Source organism: Pseudomonas furukawaii (assembly GCF_002355475.1).
In the GTDB taxonomy this organism is placed as follows: domain Bacteria; phylum Pseudomonadota; class Gammaproteobacteria; order Pseudomonadales; family Pseudomonadaceae; genus Metapseudomonas; species Metapseudomonas furukawaii.
The window spans coordinates 40644-61076 of the sequence record NZ_AP014862.1 but is presented as its reverse complement, the minus strand read 5'-3'; the positions used below and the strand labels follow the sequence as shown (position 1 = coordinate 61076).

At 66.9% G+C, this 20433-nt stretch carries 23 protein-coding genes; 9 read left to right on the top strand and 14 right to left on the bottom strand.

Annotated elements, in window-relative coordinates; all coding sequences use genetic code 11:
- Positions 1-93: 93 nt before the first annotated feature.
- Positions 94-1011 carry a zinc ABC transporter substrate-binding protein ZnuA gene (locus KF707C_RS00325; protein ID WP_003458127.1) on the bottom strand — a complete coding sequence of 306 codons (918 nt, stop codon included), beginning with the start codon at positions 1009-1011 and terminating at the stop codon, positions 94-96.
- Between the two features lie 64 nt (positions 1012-1075).
- Here KF707C_RS00325 and KF707C_RS00320 point away from each other — a divergent pair, with 64 nt between their 5' ends.
- Genes KF707C_RS00320 through znuB form a run of 3 tightly spaced genes read left to right on the top strand, consistent with a single transcriptional unit; the run spans position 1076 to position 3151 of the window.
- Positions 1076-1576, top strand: a complete 501-nt coding sequence (locus KF707C_RS00320; protein WP_003458126.1) for a Fur family transcriptional regulator — start codon at positions 1076-1078, stop codon at positions 1574-1576.
- Entirely contained in the window at positions 1573-2373 is an 801-nt protein-coding gene (gene znuC / locus KF707C_RS00315) for a zinc ABC transporter ATP-binding protein ZnuC (protein WP_003458125.1), read from the top strand. The genes KF707C_RS00320 and znuC overlap by 4 nt, the downstream gene beginning before the upstream one ends.
- Positions 2366-3151 (top strand): zinc ABC transporter permease subunit ZnuB, encoded by a 786-nt coding sequence (znuB, locus tag KF707C_RS00310; protein ID WP_003458124.1) that lies wholly within the window; start codon positions 2366-2368, stop codon positions 3149-3151. Before znuC ends, znuB begins: the two co-directional genes overlap by 8 nt.
- Here the strand turns inward: znuB and KF707C_RS00305 are convergent.
- Complete coding sequence (locus tag KF707C_RS00305) at positions 3123-4751, bottom strand: GMC family oxidoreductase (RefSeq protein WP_003458123.1); 1629 nt, start codon at positions 4749-4751, stop codon at positions 3123-3125. The genes znuB and KF707C_RS00305 overlap by 29 nt on opposite strands.
- Before the next feature lie 188 nt (positions 4752-4939).
- On the opposite strand from KF707C_RS00305, the gene KF707C_RS00300 reads away from it, so the two are divergent.
- From KF707C_RS00300 to KF707C_RS00285, 4 genes are all read left to right on the top strand, one after another.
- Positions 4940-5368, top strand: coding sequence for a hypothetical protein (locus KF707C_RS00300; RefSeq protein ID WP_003458121.1), 429 nt, complete (start codon positions 4940-4942; stop codon positions 5366-5368).
- 146 nt (positions 5369-5514) lie between these two features.
- A complete protein-coding gene (locus tag KF707C_RS00295) occupies positions 5515-6522 on the top strand; it encodes a methionine ABC transporter ATP-binding protein (RefSeq protein WP_003458120.1) in 1008 nt (335 codons plus the stop codon).
- Positions 6522-7187 (top strand): methionine ABC transporter permease, encoded by a 666-nt coding sequence (locus KF707C_RS00290; protein WP_003458119.1) that lies wholly within the window; start codon positions 6522-6524, stop codon positions 7185-7187. The genes KF707C_RS00295 and KF707C_RS00290 overlap by 1 nt, the downstream gene beginning before the upstream one ends.
- A 55-nt stretch (positions 7188-7242) precedes the next feature.
- A complete protein-coding gene (locus KF707C_RS00285) occupies positions 7243-8019 on the top strand; it encodes a MetQ/NlpA family ABC transporter substrate-binding protein (RefSeq protein WP_003458118.1) in 777 nt (258 codons plus the stop codon).
- A gap of 68 nt (positions 8020-8087) precedes the next feature.
- On the opposite strand, the gene KF707C_RS00280 is transcribed toward KF707C_RS00285, so the two are convergent.
- From KF707C_RS00280 to KF707C_RS00260, 5 genes are read right to left on the bottom strand one after another with little or no spacing between them, the layout of a single operon-like run.
- Positions 8088-8723 carry an SCO family protein gene (locus KF707C_RS00280; RefSeq protein WP_036994653.1) on the bottom strand — a complete coding sequence of 212 codons (636 nt, stop codon included), beginning with the start codon at positions 8721-8723 and terminating at the stop codon, positions 8088-8090.
- Entirely contained in the window at positions 8720-9625 is a 906-nt protein-coding gene (gene cyoE, locus KF707C_RS00275) for a heme o synthase (protein WP_003458116.1), read from the bottom strand. Before cyoE ends, KF707C_RS00280 begins: the two co-directional genes overlap by 4 nt.
- An 11-nt stretch (positions 9626-9636) precedes the next feature.
- Positions 9637-10722, bottom strand: coding sequence for a COX15/CtaA family protein (locus KF707C_RS00270; protein WP_003458115.1), 1086 nt, complete (start codon positions 10720-10722; stop codon positions 9637-9639).
- A 37-nt stretch (positions 10723-10759) separates the two neighbouring features.
- Complete coding sequence (locus KF707C_RS00265; RefSeq protein ID WP_003458114.1) at positions 10760-11341, bottom strand: hypothetical protein; 582 nt, start codon at positions 11339-11341, stop codon at positions 10760-10762.
- Positions 11316-12041 carry an SURF1 family protein gene (locus KF707C_RS00260; RefSeq protein WP_003458113.1) on the bottom strand — a complete coding sequence of 242 codons (726 nt, stop codon included), beginning with the start codon at positions 12039-12041 and terminating at the stop codon, positions 11316-11318. Before KF707C_RS00260 ends, KF707C_RS00265 begins: the two co-directional genes overlap by 26 nt.
- A gap of 69 nt (positions 12042-12110) precedes the next feature.
- Here KF707C_RS00260 and KF707C_RS00255 point away from each other — a divergent pair, with 69 nt between their 5' ends.
- Entirely contained in the window at positions 12111-12314 is a 204-nt protein-coding gene (locus KF707C_RS00255) for a twin transmembrane helix small protein (RefSeq protein WP_003458112.1), read from the top strand.
- A gap of 50 nt (positions 12315-12364) precedes the next feature.
- Here the strand turns inward: KF707C_RS00255 and KF707C_RS00250 are convergent, their stop codons facing one another.
- The 4 genes from KF707C_RS00250 to coxB are packed head-to-tail and all read right to left on the bottom strand — an operon-like array spanning position 12365 to position 16588.
- On the bottom strand, positions 12365-13252 hold the full coding sequence (locus KF707C_RS00250) for a cytochrome c oxidase subunit 3 (protein WP_003458111.1): 888 nt from the start codon (positions 13250-13252) through the stop codon (positions 12365-12367).
- Positions 13253-13277: 25 nt separating this feature from the next.
- Positions 13278-13823, bottom strand: coding sequence for a cytochrome c oxidase assembly protein (locus KF707C_RS00245; protein WP_003458110.1), 546 nt, complete (start codon positions 13821-13823; stop codon positions 13278-13280).
- Between the two features lie 18 nt (positions 13824-13841).
- Positions 13842-15431, bottom strand: coding sequence for a cytochrome c oxidase subunit I (ctaD, locus tag KF707C_RS00240; protein ID WP_003458109.1), 1590 nt, complete (start codon positions 15429-15431; stop codon positions 13842-13844).
- A gap of 29 nt (positions 15432-15460) precedes the next feature.
- Positions 15461-16588, bottom strand: coding sequence for a cytochrome c oxidase subunit II (gene coxB, locus KF707C_RS00235; protein WP_162497248.1), 1128 nt, complete (start codon positions 16586-16588; stop codon positions 15461-15463).
- Between the two features lie 375 nt (positions 16589-16963).
- On the opposite strand from coxB, the gene KF707C_RS00230 reads away from it, so the two are divergent.
- Positions 16964-17623: a hypothetical protein gene (locus tag KF707C_RS00230; RefSeq protein ID WP_003458106.1), complete on the top strand. Its 660-nt coding sequence runs from the start codon at positions 16964-16966 to the stop codon at positions 17621-17623.
- A 53-nt stretch (positions 17624-17676) separates the two neighbouring features.
- Here the strand turns inward: KF707C_RS00230 and KF707C_RS00225 are convergent, their stop codons facing one another.
- From KF707C_RS00225 to KF707C_RS00215, 3 genes are all read right to left on the bottom strand, one after another.
- The gene (locus KF707C_RS00225) at positions 17677-18384 is read right to left on the bottom strand and encodes a carbonic anhydrase (RefSeq protein WP_003458105.1); all 708 of its coding nucleotides are present in this window, start codon (positions 18382-18384) and stop codon (positions 17677-17679) included.
- Positions 18385-18495: 111 nt separating this feature from the next.
- Complete coding sequence (locus KF707C_RS00220; RefSeq protein ID WP_003458104.1) at positions 18496-19554, bottom strand: PA0069 family radical SAM protein; 1059 nt, start codon at positions 19552-19554, stop codon at positions 18496-18498.
- Positions 19555-19650: 96 nt separating this feature from the next.
- Positions 19651-20430, bottom strand: coding sequence for a DUF3658 domain-containing protein (locus KF707C_RS00215; RefSeq protein ID WP_003458103.1), 780 nt, complete (start codon positions 20428-20430; stop codon positions 19651-19653).
- Positions 20431-20433 lie beyond the last annotated feature (3 nt).

Genomic DNA, 20433 nt, shown 5'->3' with positions numbered 1-20433 from the left:
CTTCTTCACCTTAGCAGGCGACGATCCAGGCACGGATAGGGGGCGGAACGCACGACGGGTACGCGCGGCGCGCCCCAACCCGTCGCAGCGGATTCAGAGCGCTTCCAGGCACCCGGCCAGGCCATCGGCCAGGCTCTCCAACAGGGCTTCGTAGCCGTTCGCAGCCACCGGCGCGTGCATGCCCATGGCATCCAGCTCCGCCAGGCGCACCTGGAGCCCCGCTGTCAGGGTTTCCGCCAGACGAGGCACCACGGGCGGTTCGTTGAACACGCAGCTGGGGCCTGCCTTCTGCAGCCGCTCGCGCATGGCGGCGACGTGCCGGGCGCCGGGCTGGACCTCACCGGCCACGCTGAAGACCCCGGCATGACGCAGACCGTAGGCGGACTCGAAGTAATCGAAGGCTTCGTGGAAGACGAAGAAGGGCTTGCCGGCCACCTTGGCCATGCGCGCCTTGAGGCGTTCGTCCAGCGCCGCCAGGCGGTCCTCGAAAGCCTCGAGGTTGGCCTGGTAGCGGGCGGCATTGGCCGGGTCGGCAGCGGCCAGGTCGGCAGCCATGCGTGCCGCGATCACCCGGGCGTTGGCGGGCAGCAACCAGAGGTGGGCGTCGAGCGAGCCGGGGCGGTGATCGTGATCATGCTCATGGGCATCGTGGTCGTGCTCCCCATGCTCGTCGTGCAGCGCTTCGAAGCGGCGCAGGTGCATGCCGGGCTCGTCCTGAAGGGCCACGCTGGGCTTGTCGCGCCCCTGCAGGACGCGGGGCAGGAAGCTTTCCAGGTCGGGGCCGACCCAGTACAGCAGGTCCGCTTCCCGCACTCGCCGGACATCCGATGGACGCAGGGCGAACTGGTGGGGCGAGGCCCCCGGAGGCAGCAATACGTCGGGCTGGCCGACACCCTCCTGGACGGCGGCGGCGATCAGTTGCAGCGGCTTGATGCTGGTAAGCAACCGGACATCCGCCTGGGCCGACAGGGCGCAGGCGGCAAGGAGCAGGGAGACGAATAGACGGATCACGGCGCAGACTCGGCGGCAAAAGGGTAATAGAATAACGTCTCTTCGAACGGACGTCGCCGCCACCATGCTCAAGCCGATCAGCGTGAAAGCCCCCCTGGCCTGCCGCCCCCACGACCATTCCCACTGCGTCAGCAACGCCCTGGCCGAGGCCGAGGCCATCTGCAGCCGCCACGGCCTGCGCCTGACCGCGCTGCGCAAGCGCGTGCTGGAGTTGGTCTGGCAGAGCCACCGGCCCCTCGGCGCCTACGACATCCTCGGCGTGCTGGCCGAGGAAGACGGCCGCCGCGCCGCGCCGCCCACGGTGTACCGCGCCCTGGACTTCCTGCTGGAGAACGGCCTGGTGCACCGCATCGCGTCCCTCAACGCCTTCGTCGGCTGCAACCATCCCGGCGAGGCTCACCAGGGCCAGTTCCTGATCTGCCGCAACTGCCAGACCGCCATCGAGCTGGAGCAAACGCAGATCAGCCAGGCCATCGTCGAGAGCGCCAGCGCCGTGGGTTTCACCGTCGAAGGCCAGACGGTCGAGATCGTCGGCCTCTGCGCCAACTGCCGGACCCAGCCATGAGCGACGCCCTGATCCGCCTCGACCGGGTCGGCGTGGACTTCGCCGGCCAGTCCGTGCTGCAGGACGTGCAGCTGGCGCTGAAAGCCGGGGAAATCGTCACCCTGATCGGCCCCAATGGCGCCGGCAAGACCACCCTGGTGCGCACCGTGCTGGGCCTGCTCAAGCCCGACCGGGGCGAGGTGTGGCGCAAGCCGCGCCTGCACATCGGCTACATGCCGCAGAAGCTCCAGGTGGACGCCACCCTGCCGCTCACCGTGCTGCGTTTCCTGCGCCTGGTACCGGGAGTCGACCGCAAGGCGGCCCTGTCCGCGCTGGACGAGGTGGGTGCCGTCCAGGTCATCGACAGCCCGCTGCAGGCCATCTCCGGCGGCGAACTGCAACGGGTGCTGCTGGCCCGCGCGCTGCTTCGCGAGCCCGAACTGCTGGTGCTGGACGAACCGGTGCAGGGCGTCGACGTCGCCGGACAGGCCGAGCTCTACCGGCTGATCACCCGCCTGCGCGACCGCCACGGCTGCGGCGTGCTGATGGTGTCCCACGACCTGCACCTGGTGATGAGCGCCACCGACCAGGTGGTCTGCCTGAACCGCCACGTCTGCTGTTCCGGCCACCCGGAGCAGGTCAGCGGCGACCCGGCCTTCATCGAGCTGTTCGGCCAGGACGCCAAGAGCCTCGCGGTCTATCACCACCACCACGACCATTCCCATGACCTGCACGGCGAAGTGGTGAAGAGCCCCTTCCCCGACGGCACCCGTTTCACTCCCGCCCACCAGCACGGCCCCGACTGCAACCATGGCTGATTTCCTGTTCAACGCCCTGCTCGCCGGCCTCGCCCTGGCCCTGGTGGCGGGCCCCCTCGGCTCCTTCGTCGTCTGGCGGCGCATGGCCTACTTCGGCGACACCCTGTCCCACGCCGCCCTGCTGGGCGTGGCCCTGGGCCTGATGCTGGACGTCAGCCCCACCCTGGCGGTGACCGTCGGCTGCGTATTGCTGGCGGTGCTCCTGGTGACCCTGCAATCGCGCCAGCCGCTGGCCTCCGACACCCTGCTGGGCATCCTCGCCCACAGCACGCTGTCCCTGGGCCTGGTGGTGCTGAGCTTCATGACCGAGGTGCGCATCGACCTCATGGCCTACCTGTTCGGCGACCTGCTGGCGGTCGGCCCGAAGGACCTCGCCTGGATCCTCGGCGGCAGCGCCCTGGTACTGCTGGTGCTGATCCCCCTGTGGCGGCCGCTGCTGGCCATCACCGTCCACGAGGAGCTGGCGCGGGTGGAAGGCCTGCCGGTGGCGGCCATCCGCCTGGCCCTGATGCTGCTGATCGCCATCGTCATCGCCGTGGCCATGAAGATCGTCGGCGTGCTGCTGATCACCTCGCTGCTGATCATTCCCGCCGCCGCCGCCCAACGCCACGCCCGCAGTCCCGAGCAGATGGCCCTGGGCGCCAGCCTGCTGGGCCTGGTTGCGGTCTGCGCCGGCCTGGCCCTGTCCTGGTACGAAGACACACCGGCCGGGCCGTCCATCGTGGTCTCCGCCGCCAGCCTGTTCCTCCTCAGCTTCGCCCTGCCCCGGCGCGCCTGAGGTCCTCCAGCACCAGGGTCGCGGCCCTCTCGGCGATCATCAGGGTCGGCGAGCAGGTGTTGCCGGAGACGATCTCCGGCATCACCGAGGCATCGGCGATCCGCAGCCCTGGCACCCCATGCACCTTCAGCTCGGCGCCCACCACCGCCTCGACACCCTGGCCCATGGCGCAGGTGCCCACCGGATGGAAGATGGTGGTGCCGATCCGCCCCGCCGCGTCCTGCAGCGCCTCCTCGGATTGCAGCGCGGGCCCCGGCAGGTGCTCCTCCGGACGATAGGCCGCCAAGGCGGGCGCGGCGACGATGCGGCGGGTGAATCGGATGGCGTCGGCGGCCACCCGCAGGTCCTCGGGATGGCTCAGGTAGTTCGGCTGGATCACCGGCGGCGCCTGGGGGTCGACGGAGCGCAGGTCGATACGGCCCCGGCTCAGGGGACGCAGGTTGCAGACCGAGGCGGTGAAGGCCGGGAAGGGATGCAGCGGTTCGCCAAAACGCTCCAGGGACAGCGGCTGCACGTGGTACTCCAGGTTGGCCCGGGGTTGCTCGGGACCCGAACGGACGAAGGCGCCCAGCTGGCTCGGCGCCATGGCCAGGGGTCCGCTGCGGCTGGCCAGATAGCGCAGCGCCATGCCGGCCTTGCCCCACAGGCTGCCCGCCATCTGGTTGAGGGTGGGCACGCCGCTGACCTTGAACACCAGACGCAGTTGCAGGTGATCCTGGAGGTTGCCGCCGACGCCGGGAAGTTCGTGACGCACACCGATGCCGAGGCGCTCCAGCAAGCCCCGTGGGCCGATGCCCGAGCGCTGCAGCAAGAGCGGCGAGCCTACGGCGCCCGCACAGAGGATGACCTCGCGGCGGGCTCGGACCTCATGCTCCAACCCCTGCCAGCGTCCGGCCACGCCGACCGCGCGCCCCTGCTCCAGCAGCAGGCGATGGGCTTCGAAGCCGGTGTACACGAACAGATTGGGCCGCTGCCGCACCGGCCTCAGGAAGGCCTTCGAGGCGTTCCAGCGCACACCGCCCCTCTGGTTGACCTGGAAATAGCCGCAGCCTTCGTTGTCGCCGGTGTTGAAGTCATCCACCGGGGCGATGCCGCACTCCGCGGCCGCGCGGCGAAAAGCGTCGAGAATCTCCCAGGACAGCCGCTGGCGTTCCACGCGCCACTCGCCGGCATCGTTATGGAAGGCGCTGGCGCCGCCGAAATGGCTCTCGCTGCGAAGGAACAACGGCAGCACGTCCGCCCAGCCCCAGCCGGGGTTGCCCAGCTCCACCCAGCGCTCGTAGTCGGCGGCCTGGCCGCGCATGTAGATCATGCCGTTGATGGACGAGCTGCCGCCCAGCACCCGGCCCCTTGGATAGCCCAGGCTGCGGCCGTGCAGGCCGGGCTCGGCCTCGGTGCGGTAGCACCAGTCGGTACGCGGGTTGCCGATGCAATAGAGATAACCCACGGGAATGTGGATCCAGGGATGGTTGTCGCGTCCGCCGGCCTCCAGCAGCAACACCCGCACGCCAGGGTCGGCGGACAGGCGGTTGGCCAGCAGGCAGCCGGCCGGACCGGCGCCGATGATGATGTAATCGAACGCCTGATGGGCTGTGTACATGGCATTCCTCGCCGTTCTTGTCGTTGTGCCGGCCATCTTGCCGGAATCAGCCGGGCAAAAGAGCCGCTGCAGTGCATGGGATGCCTCTGGAAATGCCAGGATTACGGCGGATTTGCCTCTATTTTTTGTCCTGAAGCCATTGTCGATGTAGAATCGCGCGTTTTTTGAGCAATCAGAGACCCGCCGGAATGAAGTCGTTCGCCACTCGTTGCCTGCCCGTTGTCGCCCTGTCCCTGCTGCTGGCCGCCTGCCAGACCGCCCGGCAGACGGCCGAGGTACCCGACGCCGCACTGGTCAGCAGCTTCCAGGAGCTGGGCGACGACCTGTCCGCGGGCAAGCTCACGGAAGCCGAGGTGCAGCTCAAGACCCTGCAGGACACCGCCGCCGGCGATGCGCGCCTGGAGCACTACCAGCGCCAGCTCGCCGATGCCTGGCTGCAGCGCAGCCAGGACGCCCTGCAGCAGGGCGACCTGGATGGTGCGACCCGCGCCCTGAGCCACGCCCGCAGCCTGATGCCCAAGGCGCCGGCGTTGACCACAGGCCTGGACGGCGCCATCGACAAGGCGCGCCAGCTCAATCCCCAGAGCACCGCCGTCGAGCCCGGCCCGCAGTCCTGAGGCGGCCGGACCCGGCCCCATCCATCCTGTTATTCCCCTTGGCTATAGCCTTAGGTCCAGAAAGATTTTCTGCGCCTATCCCGCAACGGGTAAACTTTCCGGTTTTTAGCCGATCCGGCTAACGACGAGCCCACAAGGTTTCCGCAGTGATCGAATTCCATAGCGTCCACAAGGCGTACCGCGTCCAGGGCCGCGAAATCCCTGCCCTGCAGCCGACCGACCTGGCCATCCAGCACGGCGAAGTGTTCGGCCTGATCGGCCATTCGGGCGCCGGCAAGAGCACCCTGCTGCGCCTGATCAACCGCCTGGAAGAACCTACCGGCGGTCGCATCGTCATCGATGGCGAGGACGTCACCGCCCTCGATGCCGAAGGCCTGCGCCGCTTCCGCCAGCGGGTCGGGATGATCTTCCAGCACTTCAACCTGCTGTCGTCCAAGACCGTGGCGGAAAACGTCGCCCTGCCGCTCAAACTGGCCGGCGAGCTGTCCCGCACCGAAGTGGATCGCCGGGTGTCCGAGCTGCTGGCCCGGGTCGGGCTGTCCGACCATGCCCGCAAGTACCCGGCCCAGCTCTCCGGCGGCCAGAAGCAGCGGGTCGGCATCGCCCGCGCGCTGGCCACCCAGCCGAAGATCCTGCTCTGCGACGAAGCCACCAGCGCCCTGGACCCGCAGACCACCGCCCAGGTGCTGCAACTGCTGGCCGAGATCAACCGCGAACTGAACCTGACCATCGTCCTCATCACCCACGAGATGGACGTCATCCGCCGGGTCTGCGACCGCGTCGCGGTCATGGACGGCGGCGTCATCGTCGAGCAGGGCCCGGTGGCGGACGTGTTCCTCCACCCGCGGCACGGCACCACCCAGCGCTTCGTACTGGAAGACGAGCAGGTGGATGAAGGCGAGCAACGCGACGACTTCGCCCATGTCGAAGGCCGCATCCTGCGCCTGACCTTCCGCGGTGAGGCCACCTACGCCCCGCTGCTGGGTACCGTGGCCCGCCGCACCGGCGTGGACTACAGCATCCTGGCCGGCCGCATCGACCGCATCAAGGACACCCCTTACGGCCAGTTGACCCTGGCCCTCACCGGCGGCGACATCGACGCCGCGCTGACCTGCTTCCGCGAGGCTGACGTGCACCTGGAGATCCTGCGCTGATGGACGCCCTGCTCGCCAATATCGACTGGTACGAAATCTGGCTCGCCACCCTCGACACCCTGCTGATGCTGGGCGGCTCGCTGCTGTTCACCGTGCTGCTGGGCCTGCCGCTCGGCGTACTGCTGTTCCTCACCGGCCCGCGCCAGCTGTTCGAGAACCGCGCCGTCTACAGCCTGCTGTCGCTGGTGGTGAACGTCCTGCGCTCGCTGCCTTTCATCATCCTGCTGATCGTGATGATCCCCTTCACGGTGCTCATCACCGGCACCTCCCTCGGGGTCGCCGGCGCCATCCCGCCGCTGGTGGTGGGGGCCACGCCCTTCTTCGCGCGCCTGGTGGAAACCGCGCTGCGGGAAGTGGATCGCGGCATCCTCGAAGCCACCCAGGCCATGGGCGCCACCACCGGCCAGATCATCTGGAACGCCCTGCTGCCGGAGGCCCGTCCGGGCATCTTCGCCGCCATCACCGTCACCGCCATCACCCTCGTGTCCTACACCGCCATGGCCGGTGTGGTGGGAGCCGGCGGGCTCGGCGACCTGGCCATCCGCTTCGGCTACCAGCGCTTCCAGACCGACGTGATGGTGGTCACCGTGGTCCTGCTGCTGGTACTCGTACAGATCCTGCAGACCGTCGGCGACCGGCTGGTGGTCCACTTCTCCCGTAAATGACCCGGGGTCGGCGCCATCCGCGCCGCCCCACAAGACTGCCCACAAGGAGCCGAACATGAAGAAACTGCTGGTGGCCTTCGCCGCTTTCTCCGCCCTCACCGCCCAGGCCGGCACCCTCAAGGTCGCCGCCACCCCGGTGCCCCACGCCGAGATCCTCGAGTTCATCAAGCCGCAGCTGGCCAAGGAAGGCGTGGACCTCCAGGTGAAGGTCTTCACCGACTACGTCCAGCCCAACGTGCAGGTGGCCGAAAAGCGCCTGGACGCCAACTTCTTCCAGCACCAGCCCTACCTGGACGAGTTCAACAAGGCCCGCCAGACCCAGGTCAAGCTGGTCTCCGTCACCGGCGTGCACGTGGAGCCCTTCGGCGCCTACTCCAGCAAGGTGAAGTCCCTGGCGGAACTGCCGGAAGGCGCCCAGGTGGTGATCCCCAACGACGCCACCAACGGCGGCCGCGCCCTGCTGCTGCTGGACAAGGCCGGCGTGATCAAGCTGAAGGCCGACGCCGGCATCACCGCCACGCCGAAGGACATCGCCGAGAACGCCAAGGGCCTGAAGATCCGCGAACTGGAAGCCGCCACCCTGCCGCGCGTGCTGAACCAGGTCGACCTCGCCCTGATCAACACCAACTACGCCCTGGAAGCCAAGCTGAACCCCACCCAGGACGCCCTGGTGATCGAAGGCTCCGATTCGCCCTACGTGAACATCCTGGTGTCCCGCGAGGACAACAAGGCCAGCGAGGACATGCAGAAACTGGCCAAGGCCCTGCACAGCCCCGAGGTGAAGAAGTTCATCGAGGAGAAGTACAAGGGTGCCGTGGTACCGGCGTTCTGATCGCTGCCCGCTGAATGAAAAATCCCGCTCACTCGAGCGGGATTTTTTTTGTGGCTCCGGCGCGCCGGTCAGGCCTTGGGCGCCAGCAAGGCGGGCAACTGCTCCTTGAGCTTCTGGTTGTTCAACGGCGCACGGATGAAACCGCGCTGGGTGCCGTCGGGGCCCAGGATCACGAGGTTGCCACTGTGGTCGACGGTGTAGTTGGGCTTGCTGGTGTCCGCCGGAATGAAGGGGATGCTCACGGCGTTGGACAGTTTCTGCAGTGTGGGCAGGTCGGCGGTGAGGCCGACGAAGGCCGGGTCGAAGTAGCCCAGGTACTGTTTGAGCTTCTCGGGCGTGTCGCGGTTGGGGTCGACGCTGACCAGGATCACCCGCAGGTTGTTGCGTGCGGCCTCCGGCAGCAGGCCCTTGAGCTCGCGCATCTGCGCCAGGGTGGTCGGGCAGATGTCGGGGCAGAAGGTGTAGCCGAAGAACACCAGGCTCCATTGGTCCTTGAACTGGTCGACCGGTACGGGCTGGCCGTCCTGGTTGGTCATTTCCAGGCTGGGCAGGGTGCGCGGCTGCGGCAGCAGGACGATGCCCGCATCCAGCAGCTTGGTGGGGTCTGCCTGGCCCTGGCCGGACAGCACGCGGTGCACGGTGAGGCCGAGCACCACGGCGACGAGGGCGACGAGGACGAAGACGGTTTTCTGCACTCTGGTCATAGGTTCAGCATCAGGTAATGGTCCATCAGGAGGGCGATGAACAGCAGGAAAAGGTAGGCGATAGAGTACTTGAAGGTCCTGATCGCCGCGTGTGGTCTGCTGTCACGGTACAGCACCCAGGCCCACTGCAGGAAGCGGCCGCCGAGCGCCAGCGCGGCCACCAGGTAGAGCGGGCCGCTCATGTGGATGGCGTAGGGCAGCAGGCTCACGGCGAACATCACCAGGGTGTAGAGCAGGATATGCACCTTGGTGTACTGCTCGCCATGGGTCACCGGCAGCATGGGGATGTCCGCCTTGGCGTACTCGGCCTTCCGATGGATGGCCAGGGCCCAGAAGTGCGGCGGGGTCCAGGCGAAGATGATCAGCACCAGCAGCAGCGGCTCGGCGGACAGGTGGCCGGTCACTGCCACCCAGCCCAGCAGCGGCGGCGCGGCGCCGGCCAGGCCGCCGATGACGATGTTCTGCGGCGTGGCGCGTTTGAGAAAGCCCGTGTAGAGCACCGCGTAGCCCACCAGGGACGCCAGGGTCAGCCAGGCGGTCAGCTCGTTGGTGAAGGCCAGCAGCAGGGCCTGGCCGGCGACCGCGAGGACGAAGGCGAAGGCCAGGGCCGCCGCCGGCGAGACCCGGCCGTTCACCACCGGACGCTTGAGGGTACGGGCCATGATGGAGTCGATGCGCCGATCCACCACGTGGTTGACCGCCGCCGCCGCACCGGCACACAGGCCGATGCCGAGGTTGCCGAAGAGCAGCACCTGCCAGGGCACCCCGGCGCGGGTGGCGAGGAACATGCCCACCAGGGAGGTGATGAGCATCAGCACCACCACCTTGGGCTTGGTCAGTTCCAGGTAGTCCCGCCAGCTGGCGTGGGCCTGGCTGTGTCCCTGGCTGAGTGGAATGGCCATGGCGTCTCTCCTTATTTGCTGTGCGAGGTCAGAACCGCAGGAGCGAGCCCTGCTCGCGAACCATCGCTGCCGGCCCTATCGCGAGCGGCGCTCGCTCCTACCGGGCGACTGGCAGCGCGCACCCGGTAGTTCACTGAAACCAGCACCAGCAGCAGCAGGGCGCCGCCGCCGTTATGGGCCACCGCCACCGGCAGCGGCAGGTGGAAGACCACGTTGCTGATGCCCAGCCCCACCTGCAGGCAGAGAGCGGCCAGGACCACTCCGGCCAGGCCCTTGAGGCCGACGCTGCGCAACTGCCAGGCCAGGGCCAGCAGCGCCAGGGTCACCAGCACGGCGCCCAGGCGATGGGTCATGTGGATGGCGGTGCGGGCGTCGCTGTCCAGCTGGCCACCGAGGTAGTTGGGGCCGATGTGCTGGGTGAGGTGGAAGCCGTTGGCGAAATCCATCTGCGGCCACCACTGGCCATGGCAGGTGGGCAGGTCGACGCAGGCCACCGCCGCGTAGTTGGAGCTGACCCAGCCGCCCAGGGCGACCTGCCCGATCACCAGTGCCAGGCCCAGCGCCGCCCAGCGCCGGACCCTCGCGGGCAGGGCGAGGGGCGCGAAGGCACCGGACAGCCGCAGGCAGAGCAGCCAGAGCAGGGACAGGGTGGTGAAGCCCCCCAGCAGGTGCGCCGTCACCACCTGGGGCCAGAGCTGCAGGGTCACCGTCCACATGCCGAAGGCCGCCTGGGCCACCACCACCGCCACCAGCAGGAGCGGCAGCTTCACCGGCTGTCCCGGCTCGTGGCGACGACGCAGGGCGTGGAGGGCGAGCCCGAGGATCACCAGGCCCAGGGTGCCGGCGAAGTAACGATGGACCATTTCATTCCAGCCCTTCTCCGCCTCCACCGGGGCATGGGGGAAGAGGGCCTCGGCATGGGCCAGCTGGGCTTCCGTCTTGGGCACGCCGATGAAGCCGTAGCAGCCCGGCCAGTCGGGACAGCCCAGGCCAGCGTGGGTCAGGCGGGTGTAGGCGCCCAGCAGGACCACCACCACCGCCAGCAGGGTGGCGAACAGCGCGAGGCGGAATCCGGGCCGGTTCTTGTCGTTATCCACAGCAACCGCTCCTCACCTTTCCGGGGAAAGGGGTCGTTCAACCAATGTTGGAAAGCTTCAGCAGGTGGCGCAGGTCGTTGAGTATCTGCTTGCCCCTGGTGGCGCCGTCGTAGCGCAGCACCAGGTTGCCGTGGGGGTCGACTATCCAGAGCTGAGCGCCCTCCGGTGCGGCGGCGGCCTTGTGGTAGGCGGCGGCGTCGAGGCCGAGCCGCCGCAGCTGCGGATACTCCTGGCGCAGGGTCTCGGCATAGTCCGCCGGCACGACCGTGGTCGCCAGGGAATGGCTGGCACGGGAGGCCTCCCGCCCCAGGCCGATATGGATCTGCCGGGCCAGGTAGACCAGTTGCTGGCAGTCGGCCTGGCAGCCGGCGGGGGCGGTGACCAGCAGTTGCCAGCCGCCTCCGGACACCGCGCCCCGGACGCCGATGTCGGCGCCGGTCAGGCCGTTGCCGACGAGCGTGCCATGGAAGCTGCGCCCCTCCGGCACCCAGAACTGGAACTTGTACATCGCGGAGGCGAGGACCATCGGCCCGATCACCACCATCAGGATCAGCAGCAATTGCAGGCGGCCCCGTCGGCGGGCGGGCGGGGCATCAGGCATGGCGAGTGCTGGGTTCATGGTCGTTCTCCCGTCCTTTGCGCAGTCCGTAATAGATGAAGAGGCCCAGCAGTGCGGTCGCCAGGGCGAACCATTGCACGGCATAGCCGAGGTGTTTTTCCGGCCCCATGGCCACCACCGCCCAGTCGGTGCGGTAGGCCGCCGGGCCACCTTCCAGGCGCAGCTCCAGGGGCAGCCCGGTGCGCGCCAGGTGCTGCCAGAGGGCGGCGGCATCCACCTGGTTGACCAGTTGCGGCCAGTCGCTGGCGGCCGATGGCTTGAGTTCGAACGCGGCCCCCGGTGGCACGTAGACCCAGGCGATCAGGCGCTGCGGGCCTTCGGGGGTCTGGAAGCGGGGTGGCTCGCGCCGATCCGGCCAGGGCAACCAGCCCCGATTGACCAGCACCCAGCGGCCACTGGCGTCCTGGAAGGGTTGCAGCAGTTCCACGCCGGCGCGGCCATCACGGATGCGGCTGTCCAGCAACAGGCTGTGGCGGGGGTCGAAATGGCCTTCGAGACGCACCCGAAGCCAGGCGGGATCGGCGCTGGACGCCAGGTTCTCGAGGTCGACGGGGGAGGCGACGCGGCGCAGTTCGGCAGCTGCCAGCAGGGCGCGCTTCTCCTCGGCGCGGGACAATTGCCAGAACCCGAGGCCGATCAGCACCGGCAGCAGGGCGAGGACCACCAGGGCAGGACCAAGTCCCGGCCTGAAGCCGTTCATGACCGCCCCCCGTGAACCTGAACAGGGCTGGCTATACTGCACGACATCCCCCTTCCCCCGGAGTCACGCATGCTCAAGGCCGCGATCGTCCTCCTGCTGCTTGCCACCCTGATCAGTCTTTTCAGCGGCCTGTTCTTCCTGGTCAAGGATGAGGGTCGCAGCTCCCGGGTGGTCAATGCGCTGACCGTTCGTGTTGTCCTGGCCGCCCTGACCCTGGCGCTCATCGCCTGGGGCTTCTACAGCGGCCAACTCGTGTCCCATGTCACCTGGTGATCCCTGAAGGCCGGACGATTCCCCCCGTCCGGCCGTCTCGTCCAGCCGCGCTAAAGCACATACACAAAGATGAACAGCCCGATCCACACCACGTCCACGAAGTGCCAGTACCAGCTGGCGGCCTCGAAGCCGAAGTGGTGGTCGGCGTTGAAGTGCCCCCGCAGGATGCGCACCAGCATCACCGTGAGGATGATCGCCCCCAGGGTCACGTGGGCGCCGTGGAAGCCGGTGAGCATGAAGAAGGTCGCGCCGTAGATGCCCGAGCCCAGGGTCAGCCCCAGCTCCTGGTAGGCATGCACGTATTCCTCGGCCTGGAAGAAGATGAACACCGCTCCCAGGAGGATGGTCAGGGCCAGCCAGATCTTCAGCGGCCCCCGCTTGTTCTTGCGCAAGGCGTGGTGGGCGAAGGTCACGGTGAAGCTGGAGGTGACCAGGAGGATGGTGTTGATCAGCGGCAGGTGCCAGGGATCGATCACCGCCTTGGGTGGCGGGAACAGCTTGGAGTCCGGGTTCTCCAGCAGCGGCCAGGCGTACTGGAAGCCGGGCCAGAGCATGTTGGTGACCCCCTTGTCACCCTCGCCCCCCAACCAGGGGCCGGCGAAATGGCGGATGTAGAAGAGGGCGCCGAAGAAGGCGGCGAAGAACATCACTTCGGAGAAGATGAACCAGCTCATGCCCCAGCGGAAGGAACGGTCCATCTGGGCGCTGTAGAGGCCGCCACGGCTCTCGCGGATGACGTTGCCGAACCAGCCGAAGAGCATGTAGGCCAGCAGCAGGCCGCCGACGAAGAAGATGATCGGCCCGTTGGACTCGGGGCGCCCGGCCTTGAGGTCGTTGAACCAGGTGCCCACGCCGTAGACGGTCACCAGGAGCCCCAGGGTGGCGATGATCGGCCACTTGCTCTGGGACGGGACGTAGTAGTGCTCGTGACTTGCCATCGTTGTTGTTCTCCTTATCGGCCCGTCAGCCGCCATTCCTGGCGACGGGTGGCTTGCGGGCGGTGATATCGAACAGCGTGTAAGCGAGGGTCAGGTGATGCACATCCGCCGGCAGGTCGCGGTCGACGATGAAACGCACCGGCATCTCGATGCGCTCGCCGGGTTGCAGGACCTGCTGGGTGAAGCAGAAGCATTCGGTCTTGTGGAAGAAGGCGGCGGCCTTAGACGGCGCCACGCTGGGAATGGCCTGGGCCGTCATCGGCTTGTCGCTGGGGTTGTAGGCGACGAACAGCATCTCGTTGCTGGCCCCCGGATGCACCACCAGGTCATCGGCCCTGGGGCGGAACTCCCAGCTCATCCCCGCCGCGTTGGTGGCGAGGAACTGCACCCGCACCTGGCGCTGCTGGTCCTCGCTCTGGACGCCCTGATAGGCCCCGGCGGTCTTGCCGTTGATGCCGAACGCCTGGCACATCACGTCATAGATGGGCACCAGGGCGAAGCCGAAGCCGAACATCGCCACCACCAGCAGCAGCAGGCGAACCACCAGGCGGCGCACAGGCATCTCACTCATGGCAGCAGCTCCAGGCCGTCATTTCACTTCCGGCGGCGTCGTGAAGGTGTGGTAGGGCGCCGGCGACGGCACGGTCCACTCCAGTCCCTCGGCGCCGTCCCAGGGCTTGGCCGGGGCAGGCTTGCCGCCGCGGATGCACTTGATGACGATGAAGAGGAAGAGGAACTGGGTCGCGCCGAAGGTGAAGGCGCCGAGCGACGAGATCATGTTGAAGTCGGCGAACTGCAGGTTGTAGTCCGGAATCCGCCGTGGCATGCCCGCCAGCCCCACGAAGTGCATGGGGAAGAACGCCAGGTTCATGCCGATGAAGCTCATCCAGAAATGCAGCTTGCCCAGGGTCTCGTCGTACATGTGGCCGGTCCATTTCGGCAGCCAGTAATAGGCCGAGGCGAAGATGCCGAAAATGGCGCCAGGCACCAGCACGTAGTGGAAGTGGGCCACCACGAAGTAGGTGTCGTGGTACTGGAAGTCCGCCGGGGCGATGGCCAGCATCAGCCCGGAAAAGCCGCCGATGGTGAAGAGGATGACGAAGGCCACGGCGAACAGCATGGGCGTCTCGAAGGTCATCGAGCCTTCCCACATGGTGGTCACCCAGTTGAACACCTTCACCCCGGTGGGCACGGCGATCAGCATGGTGGCGAACATGAAGAACAGCTCGCCGGTCAGCGGGATGCCCACGGTGAACATGTGGTGCGCCCAGACGATGAAGGACAGGAAGGCGATGGACGCGGTGGCGTAGACCATCGAGGTGTAGCCGAACAGCGGCTTGCGGGCGAAGGCCGGGATGATCGAGCTGACCGCGCCGAAGGCGGGCAGGATCATGATGTACACCTCGGGGTGGCCGAAGAACCAGAACACGTGCTGGAAGAGCACCGGGTCACCGCCACCGGCCGCGTTGAAGAAGCTGGTGCCGAAGTGGATGTCCATCAGCATCATGGTCACGCAGCCCGCCAGCACCGGCATCACCGCGATCAGCAGGAAGGCGGTGATCAGCCAGGTCCAGACGAACAGCGGCATCTTCATCAGGGTCATGCCCGGGGCACGCAGGTTGAGGATGGTGGCGATCACGTTGATCGCCCCCATGATCGAACTGATGCCCATCAGGTGGATGGCGAAGATGAAGAAGGTGACGCTTTCCGGCGCGTAGGTGGTGGACAGCGGGGCATAGAAGGTCCAGCCGAAGTTCGGCCCGCCCCCCTCGGAGAACAGGGTGCTCACCAGCAGGCCGAAGGCCGCCGGCAACAGCCAGAAGCTGAAGTTGTTCATCCTCGGCAGGGCCATGTCCGGCGCACCGATCATCAGCGGGATCATCCAGTTGGCCAGGCCGACGAAGGCCGGCATCACCGCGCCGAAGACCATGATCAGGCCGTGCATGGTGGTCATCTGGTTGAAGAACTCCGGCTGCACGATCTGCAGGCCCGGCTGGAACAGTTCGGCGCGGATCACCATCGCCATGGATCCGCCCAGCAGGAACATGGCGAAGCTGAACCACAGGTACAGCGAGCCGATGTCCTTGTGGTTGGTGGTCAGCACCCAACGCATCAGACCCTTGGCGGGGCCGTGGTGGTGATCATGTCCGGCATGATCCTGGTCGATCACTGCGCTCATGTCAGTCTCCCTATAGGCCGGTGTCGTCTTCATTGGCTTTCCGCCTGCTTCAGGGCCAGCACTTCCTTGGGCGTCACCATGTCGCCCGTGTTGTTGCCCCAGGCGTTGCGCTCGTAGGTGATGACAGCGGCGATATCGACTTCCGACAGTTGCTTGCCGAAGGCCGCCATGGAGGTGCCGGGCTTGCCGTGGAAGACGATGTTCAGGTGGTCGGCCTTCGGCCCGGTGGCGATCTTCGAACCCTTGAGCGCCGGGAACATGGGCGGCATGCCCTGGCCCTCGGGCTGGTGACAGGCGGCGCAGGAGGTGTGGTAGACCTTGTCGCCACGGGCCACCAGTTCATCCAGCGTCCACTCCTTGTCGGTCAGCTCCTTGAGCTTGGCGGTCTCTTCCTTGCGCGCGGCCAGCCACTTGGCGAAGTCCTCCTGGGACTTGGCCTCCACCACGATGGGCATGAAGCCATGGTCCTTGCCGCACAGCTCGGTGCACTGGCCACGGTAGAGGCCGGGCTTCTCGATGCGCGTCCAGGACTCGTTGACGAAGCCGGGAATGGCGTCCTTCTTCACCGCCAGGGCCGGCACCCACCAGGAGTGGATCACGTCGGCGGCGGTGATCAGGAAACGCACCTTGGTGCCCACGGGCACCACCAGCGGCTGGTCGACCTCCAGCAGGTAGTGCTCGTCCTTCGGCGCCTTGTTGTGGATCTGCTCGCTGGGCGTGGCCAGGTTGCTGAAGAACTCCACGTCCTGGCCCAGGTACTTGTAGTGCCATTTCCACTGGTAGCCGGTGATCTGCACATCCAACCCGGACTCGGAGGTGTCGTAGATGTCGATCAGGGTCTTGGTGGCGGGAATCGCCATCAACACCAGGATGACAAAGGGCACGACGGTCCAGAGGATTTCCACCGTGGTGCTTTCGTGGAAATGCGCCGGCTGCTGGCCGGTGGAGCGGCGGTGGATGATCATCGACCAGAACATGGCACCGAACACGATCACGCCGATGACGACGCAGATCCAGAAGATGGTCATGTGCAGATCGAAGACGGTGCGGCTGACCTCGGTGGCACCGGGCGTCATGTTGACAGTCCAGGCCGCCTGGGCCTGGGAGAGAACAGACCACAGCAGGAGTCCCATCCAGACTCGTGGATGTCGCATCATTGCGGGTTCCCCTTCTCGTTCTTGTTATCCCGCCGGCTGGGCCAACGGACTGGGGACGGCTGTCCAGACTACCAAGCTCGGACCGCCGACCTCGGCACGCAGGTGCACAGTCGGGTTCCATCAGGTACTGCCTTTCGAGTCGGAGTATAGACAGGGACCTTCACCGCGCAACGCGCCGGAGGAAATAGCTGAAAGGCCCTGGGGCTTGCCCTGGAGGTCGCCATTGGCGAGGGGGAGGCACCAGTGGCAAAGTGCCGTTATAGCTGCGCCGAATAACTGTGAAGGGATTATGACAATCCGGTCTTAGCAGTTCTTCAGGGCAAGCTAAGTTCTGTTCTTCACTTTCACAACGCCATGTCCTACCCGGGAGCAGTCATGAATACCGCCGCACTGCGTGAAGTCATCCAGCGCGCCCTCCAGAACGAAGCCGCCTCCACCCAGCTCAAGGCCATACTCGAACATCAGGTCGCCAGCCTCCACCCCGCCATCCGCCTGCCGGACGAAGATGCCGAAGGCGTGCTCGCCCGCTTTATCGCCGGCTATGTGGAACAGGTACCGGATGTCCTGGAGGCCGCGACCAACGTCGCCCGGGAGGCGGGCATCGAGGACGAAATCAGGCCGGTGCTGAAGGTAGCCGAGCAATTCTTCCTCCAGCCTCCCGCCCTGATGGCCGGGCACGAAGGCCTGGAAGGCCTGCTGGACGAGGCGTACCTGGCCCATCGCCTGGTGGAGGAGGTCAACGATCGCTACATCGTCCACTTCGGTCAGCCGCTGATCCCGCTGGACACCACGGTGGCCAACCTCATCGCCCACCAGCTGATCGGCGAGCCCTTCGCCAACGAACTGGACGAGGCCGTGCACCACGCCGTGGAAGGCCTGCTGGACGAGGAAGCGTTCGACCAGCCCTCGGCCCAGGCCTATCGCCAGCGCCTCAACGACCCGAAGGTGGACGCCGCCTGGAAGCGCTGGCCCTGCATGTCCCGGCAACTGGGTGTGGAACTGCAGCTGAACCAGGCCCCGCGCACCGCCGGCTGAGCGGGGATCGCGCAACGAAGAAGGGGCTGCACCTGCAGCCCCTTCCTCTTCGATCAGTCCACCTGGTAGCGCGGACGCGGCGTGGCCATGGGCAGCGGGCCATCGCCGATGGGGCGGAAGCGGCCCAGTTCGGCGTCGTAGGCCTTGATCACCGAGGTCTCGATATCGTAGACCCAGCCGTGGATGAACAACTGGCCGCTGGCCAGGCGTGCCGCCACCGAGGGGTGGGTCCGCAGGTGGTCGAGCTGGGCCACCACGTTCTCCTCGGTCAGCACCTCCAGGGACTCATGGTTGGCGCACCCGCAGTTTTCCTGCACCACCACCTTGGCCACTTCGGCGTGACGCAGCCAGGCCTTGACGGTGGGCATGCGCTCGAGGGTCTGGGGGTCCATCACCGCCTTCATGGCGCCGCAGTCGGAATGCCCGCAAATGATGATGTGGTGCACGCCCAGGGCCATCACCGCGAATTCGATGGCGGTGGATACGCCGCCGTTCATCTGGCCATAGGGTGGAACCACGTTGCCGACGTTACGGGTGACGAACAGGTCGCCCGGGGAGCTCTGGGTGATGAGCTCGGGCACGATCCGAGAATCCGCGCAGGTGATGAACATGGCGCGGGGCTTCTGTTCATGAGCCAGTTTCTTGAACAGCTCTTCCTGCTGGGGGAAGACCTCGTCGCGGAAGCGCTGGAAGCCCTCGACAATGGTCCGCAGCGCCTCTTCGGCGCTTTCACTCCGCTGCTTGTCGTGCTCGTTGCTCATGCTGACAACCTCTGTGATCGTAGGAAGATTCTTTTTATGCCGCGCATTATCCACGCTTCGCAGGCACTTGGATTCCTACAGGACAGCCAAAACCACCCCGCGAGTCACACCTCAAAGTAACGCCATCTGTCCGCCCGGCGGACAGAAGCGTGACCTGTCCAGTTCCTGGTCCATGCGCCGGTCCAGTCCGAGCTTGCGCAAGGCCACGGCGAAGCGCTGGGCCAGCAACTCCGCGAACGGGCCCTGGCCGCGAAAGCGGTGACCGAAGCGGCTGTCGTAGACCTCGCCGCCCCGGCACTGGCGGATGATGCTCATGACGTGGGCGGCGCGCTGGGGGTAGTGGGCCTCCAGCCACTCCTCGAACAACGGCGCCACTTCACGGGGCAGACGCAGCAGCATGTAGGACGCCTGCCGCGCACCGGCGTCCCGGGCCGCCTCCAGCAGGCTTTCCAGTTCCATGTCGTTGATCATCGGAATCATCGGCGAGCAGAGCACGCCCACCGGCACCCGGTTCTCCCGCAACACGCGGATCGCGCCCAATCGCGCCGAGGGCGCGGCGGCACGGGGTTCGAGCGTGCGCTTGAGTTCGTCGTCCAGGGTGGTGAGGCTGATCAGCACCTTCACCAGCTTCTGCTCCGCCAGTTGGGTGAGCAGGTCCAGGTCCCTCAAGACCAGCGAGCCCTTGGTGACTATGGTCAGGGGATGGCGGTAGCGCAGCAGCACCTCCAGGGTCTGGCGGGTCAGCCGGTGCTCCCGCTCGATGGGCTGGTAGGGATCGGTGTTGGACCCCAGGTTGATGGGCGCACACTGGTAGCCGGGCCTGGACAGCTGCTGTTCGAGCAGGGCGACGGCATTGGTCTTGGCGATCAGCCGGGTCTCGAAATCCAGGCCCGGGGACAGGTCCCAGTAGGCGTGGCTGGGACGTGCGTAGCAGTAGATGCAGCCGTGCTCGCAGCCGCGATAGGGATTCACCGAGCGATCGAACGGCAGGTCCGGCGACTGGTTGCGAGTGATGATGCTCTTGGCGGTTTCCAGTCGCACCTCGGTGGCGCGGCTGGGCGGGACTTCCTGGAACCAGCCGTCGTCCAGGGCCACAGAGGTGGTGGGTGCGAAGCGATTGAGGGGATTGCTGCCGGTACCGCGGCCACGGGGCGGGAGGATGACGGACATGACGGGACGCTCCGAATATACTGTATGAATAAACAGTATTCTCTTGCGACGTCCTGCGCCAGCCGGATTTCGTCGGAAATTCAGCCCTCGCGAGCGTCAGCCCGTCAGGCGCACCCGAAGGCCGCCGTAGCCGTTCGATGCCGGCTCACCGTCGATCTCGACCCGGCCCTGGGCGGCCAGCTCCCGCGCCCGCCAGAACAGGAAGAAATCGCTGGCGAAGAAGCCGTCGCAGCCGGCCATCACCCCAGCCATCACCCGGCCCAAAGGGCGCCATTCGGCGGTGCAGTGGCCCAGCAGGTCGGCATCGATGAGGCTGAAGTCCTCGCCATGGAAGGCGCCATCCCGCCAGCGACGAATGCCCGCGCCCTCCGCCAGTACGCCGCGCCATTGCGCCACCAGTTGCTGGCGGCGCTCCAGCCCTACCAGCTTCGGCAGATACAACCCGGCGAGTTCGGCCGGCCGATGCATGGCCACCGCGCGACGGTTGGCCACACGGCTGTCGCCGGTGCCGCAGGGCACCTCCCAGAGCGGCAGTTCGCTGTGTTCCAGCGCGGCGGCGACCCGCGCCAGCAGCAACTGCTCGGAAGCACTGTCGCCATGCCAGACGGTGACCGCCTGGCTCTGCCCGGCCAGGCCGGCGAGCCACCGCGCATCCTCGTCCAGGCCGGCTTCGAAGTCCGGCGCAGGCTGCACCGCCTCGGGCCAGACCGCGCGCCAGAACGCCGCGCGACGGGTGCAGGGCGGTTGCTCGATGCCCTTCAGCGGACCGACCGCAAGGTCGTCGAGCAGCACCCGCAAACACTCGAGGGGGACGGTTTCGCCGAGGGCGAACGCGACGCCCTCCACCGCGTTGTCACCACAGACCAGATGCCACATGCG

Excerpts from the sequence above, each read along its gene's own strand:
- KF707C_RS00320 (WP_003458126.1), top strand. The coding sequence starts at position 1,076 with ATGCTCAAGCCGATCAGCGTGAAAGCCCCCCTGGCCTGCCGCCCCCAC.
- znuC (WP_003458125.1), top strand. The coding sequence starts at position 1,573 with ATGAGCGACGCCCTGATCCGCCTCGACCGGGTCGGCGTGGACTTCGCC.
- znuB (WP_003458124.1), top strand. The coding sequence starts at position 2,366 with ATGGCTGATTTCCTGTTCAACGCCCTGCTCGCCGGCCTCGCCCTGGCC.
- KF707C_RS00305 (WP_003458123.1), bottom strand. The coding sequence starts at position 4,751 with ATGTACACAGCCCATCAGGCGTTCGATTACATCATCATCGGCGCCGGT.
- KF707C_RS00300 (WP_003458121.1), top strand. The coding sequence starts at position 4,940 with ATGAAGTCGTTCGCCACTCGTTGCCTGCCCGTTGTCGCCCTGTCCCTG.
- KF707C_RS00290 (WP_003458119.1), top strand. The coding sequence starts at position 6,522 with ATGGACGCCCTGCTCGCCAATATCGACTGGTACGAAATCTGGCTCGCC.
- KF707C_RS00285 (WP_003458118.1), top strand. The coding sequence starts at position 7,243 with ATGAAGAAACTGCTGGTGGCCTTCGCCGCTTTCTCCGCCCTCACCGCC.
- KF707C_RS00280 (WP_036994653.1), bottom strand. The coding sequence starts at position 8,723 with ATGACCAGAGTGCAGAAAACCGTCTTCGTCCTCGTCGCCCTCGTCGCC.
- cyoE (WP_003458116.1), bottom strand. The coding sequence starts at position 9,625 with ATGGCCATTCCACTCAGCCAGGGACACAGCCAGGCCCACGCCAGCTGG.
- KF707C_RS00265 (WP_003458114.1), bottom strand. The coding sequence starts at position 11,341 with ATGAACCCAGCACTCGCCATGCCTGATGCCCCGCCCGCCCGCCGACGG.
- KF707C_RS00260 (WP_003458113.1), bottom strand. The coding sequence starts at position 12,041 with ATGAACGGCTTCAGGCCGGGACTTGGTCCTGCCCTGGTGGTCCTCGCC.
- KF707C_RS00255 (WP_003458112.1), top strand. The coding sequence starts at position 12,111 with ATGCTCAAGGCCGCGATCGTCCTCCTGCTGCTTGCCACCCTGATCAGT.
- KF707C_RS00250 (WP_003458111.1), bottom strand. The coding sequence starts at position 13,252 with ATGGCAAGTCACGAGCACTACTACGTCCCGTCCCAGAGCAAGTGGCCG.
- KF707C_RS00245 (WP_003458110.1), bottom strand. The coding sequence starts at position 13,823 with ATGAGTGAGATGCCTGTGCGCCGCCTGGTGGTTCGCCTGCTGCTGCTG.
- ctaD (WP_003458109.1), bottom strand. The coding sequence starts at position 15,431 with ATGAGCGCAGTGATCGACCAGGATCATGCCGGACATGATCACCACCAC.
- coxB (WP_162497248.1), bottom strand. The coding sequence starts at position 16,588 with ATGATGCGACATCCACGAGTCTGGATGGGACTCCTGCTGTGGTCTGTT.
- KF707C_RS00230 (WP_003458106.1), top strand. The coding sequence starts at position 16,964 with ATGAATACCGCCGCACTGCGTGAAGTCATCCAGCGCGCCCTCCAGAAC.
- KF707C_RS00225 (WP_003458105.1), bottom strand. The coding sequence starts at position 18,384 with ATGAGCAACGAGCACGACAAGCAGCGGAGTGAAAGCGCCGAAGAGGCG.
- KF707C_RS00220 (WP_003458104.1), bottom strand. The coding sequence starts at position 19,554 with ATGTCCGTCATCCTCCCGCCCCGTGGCCGCGGTACCGGCAGCAATCCC.
- KF707C_RS00215 (WP_003458103.1), bottom strand. The coding sequence starts at position 20,430 with ATGTGGCATCTGGTCTGTGGTGACAACGCGGTGGAGGGCGTCGCGTTC.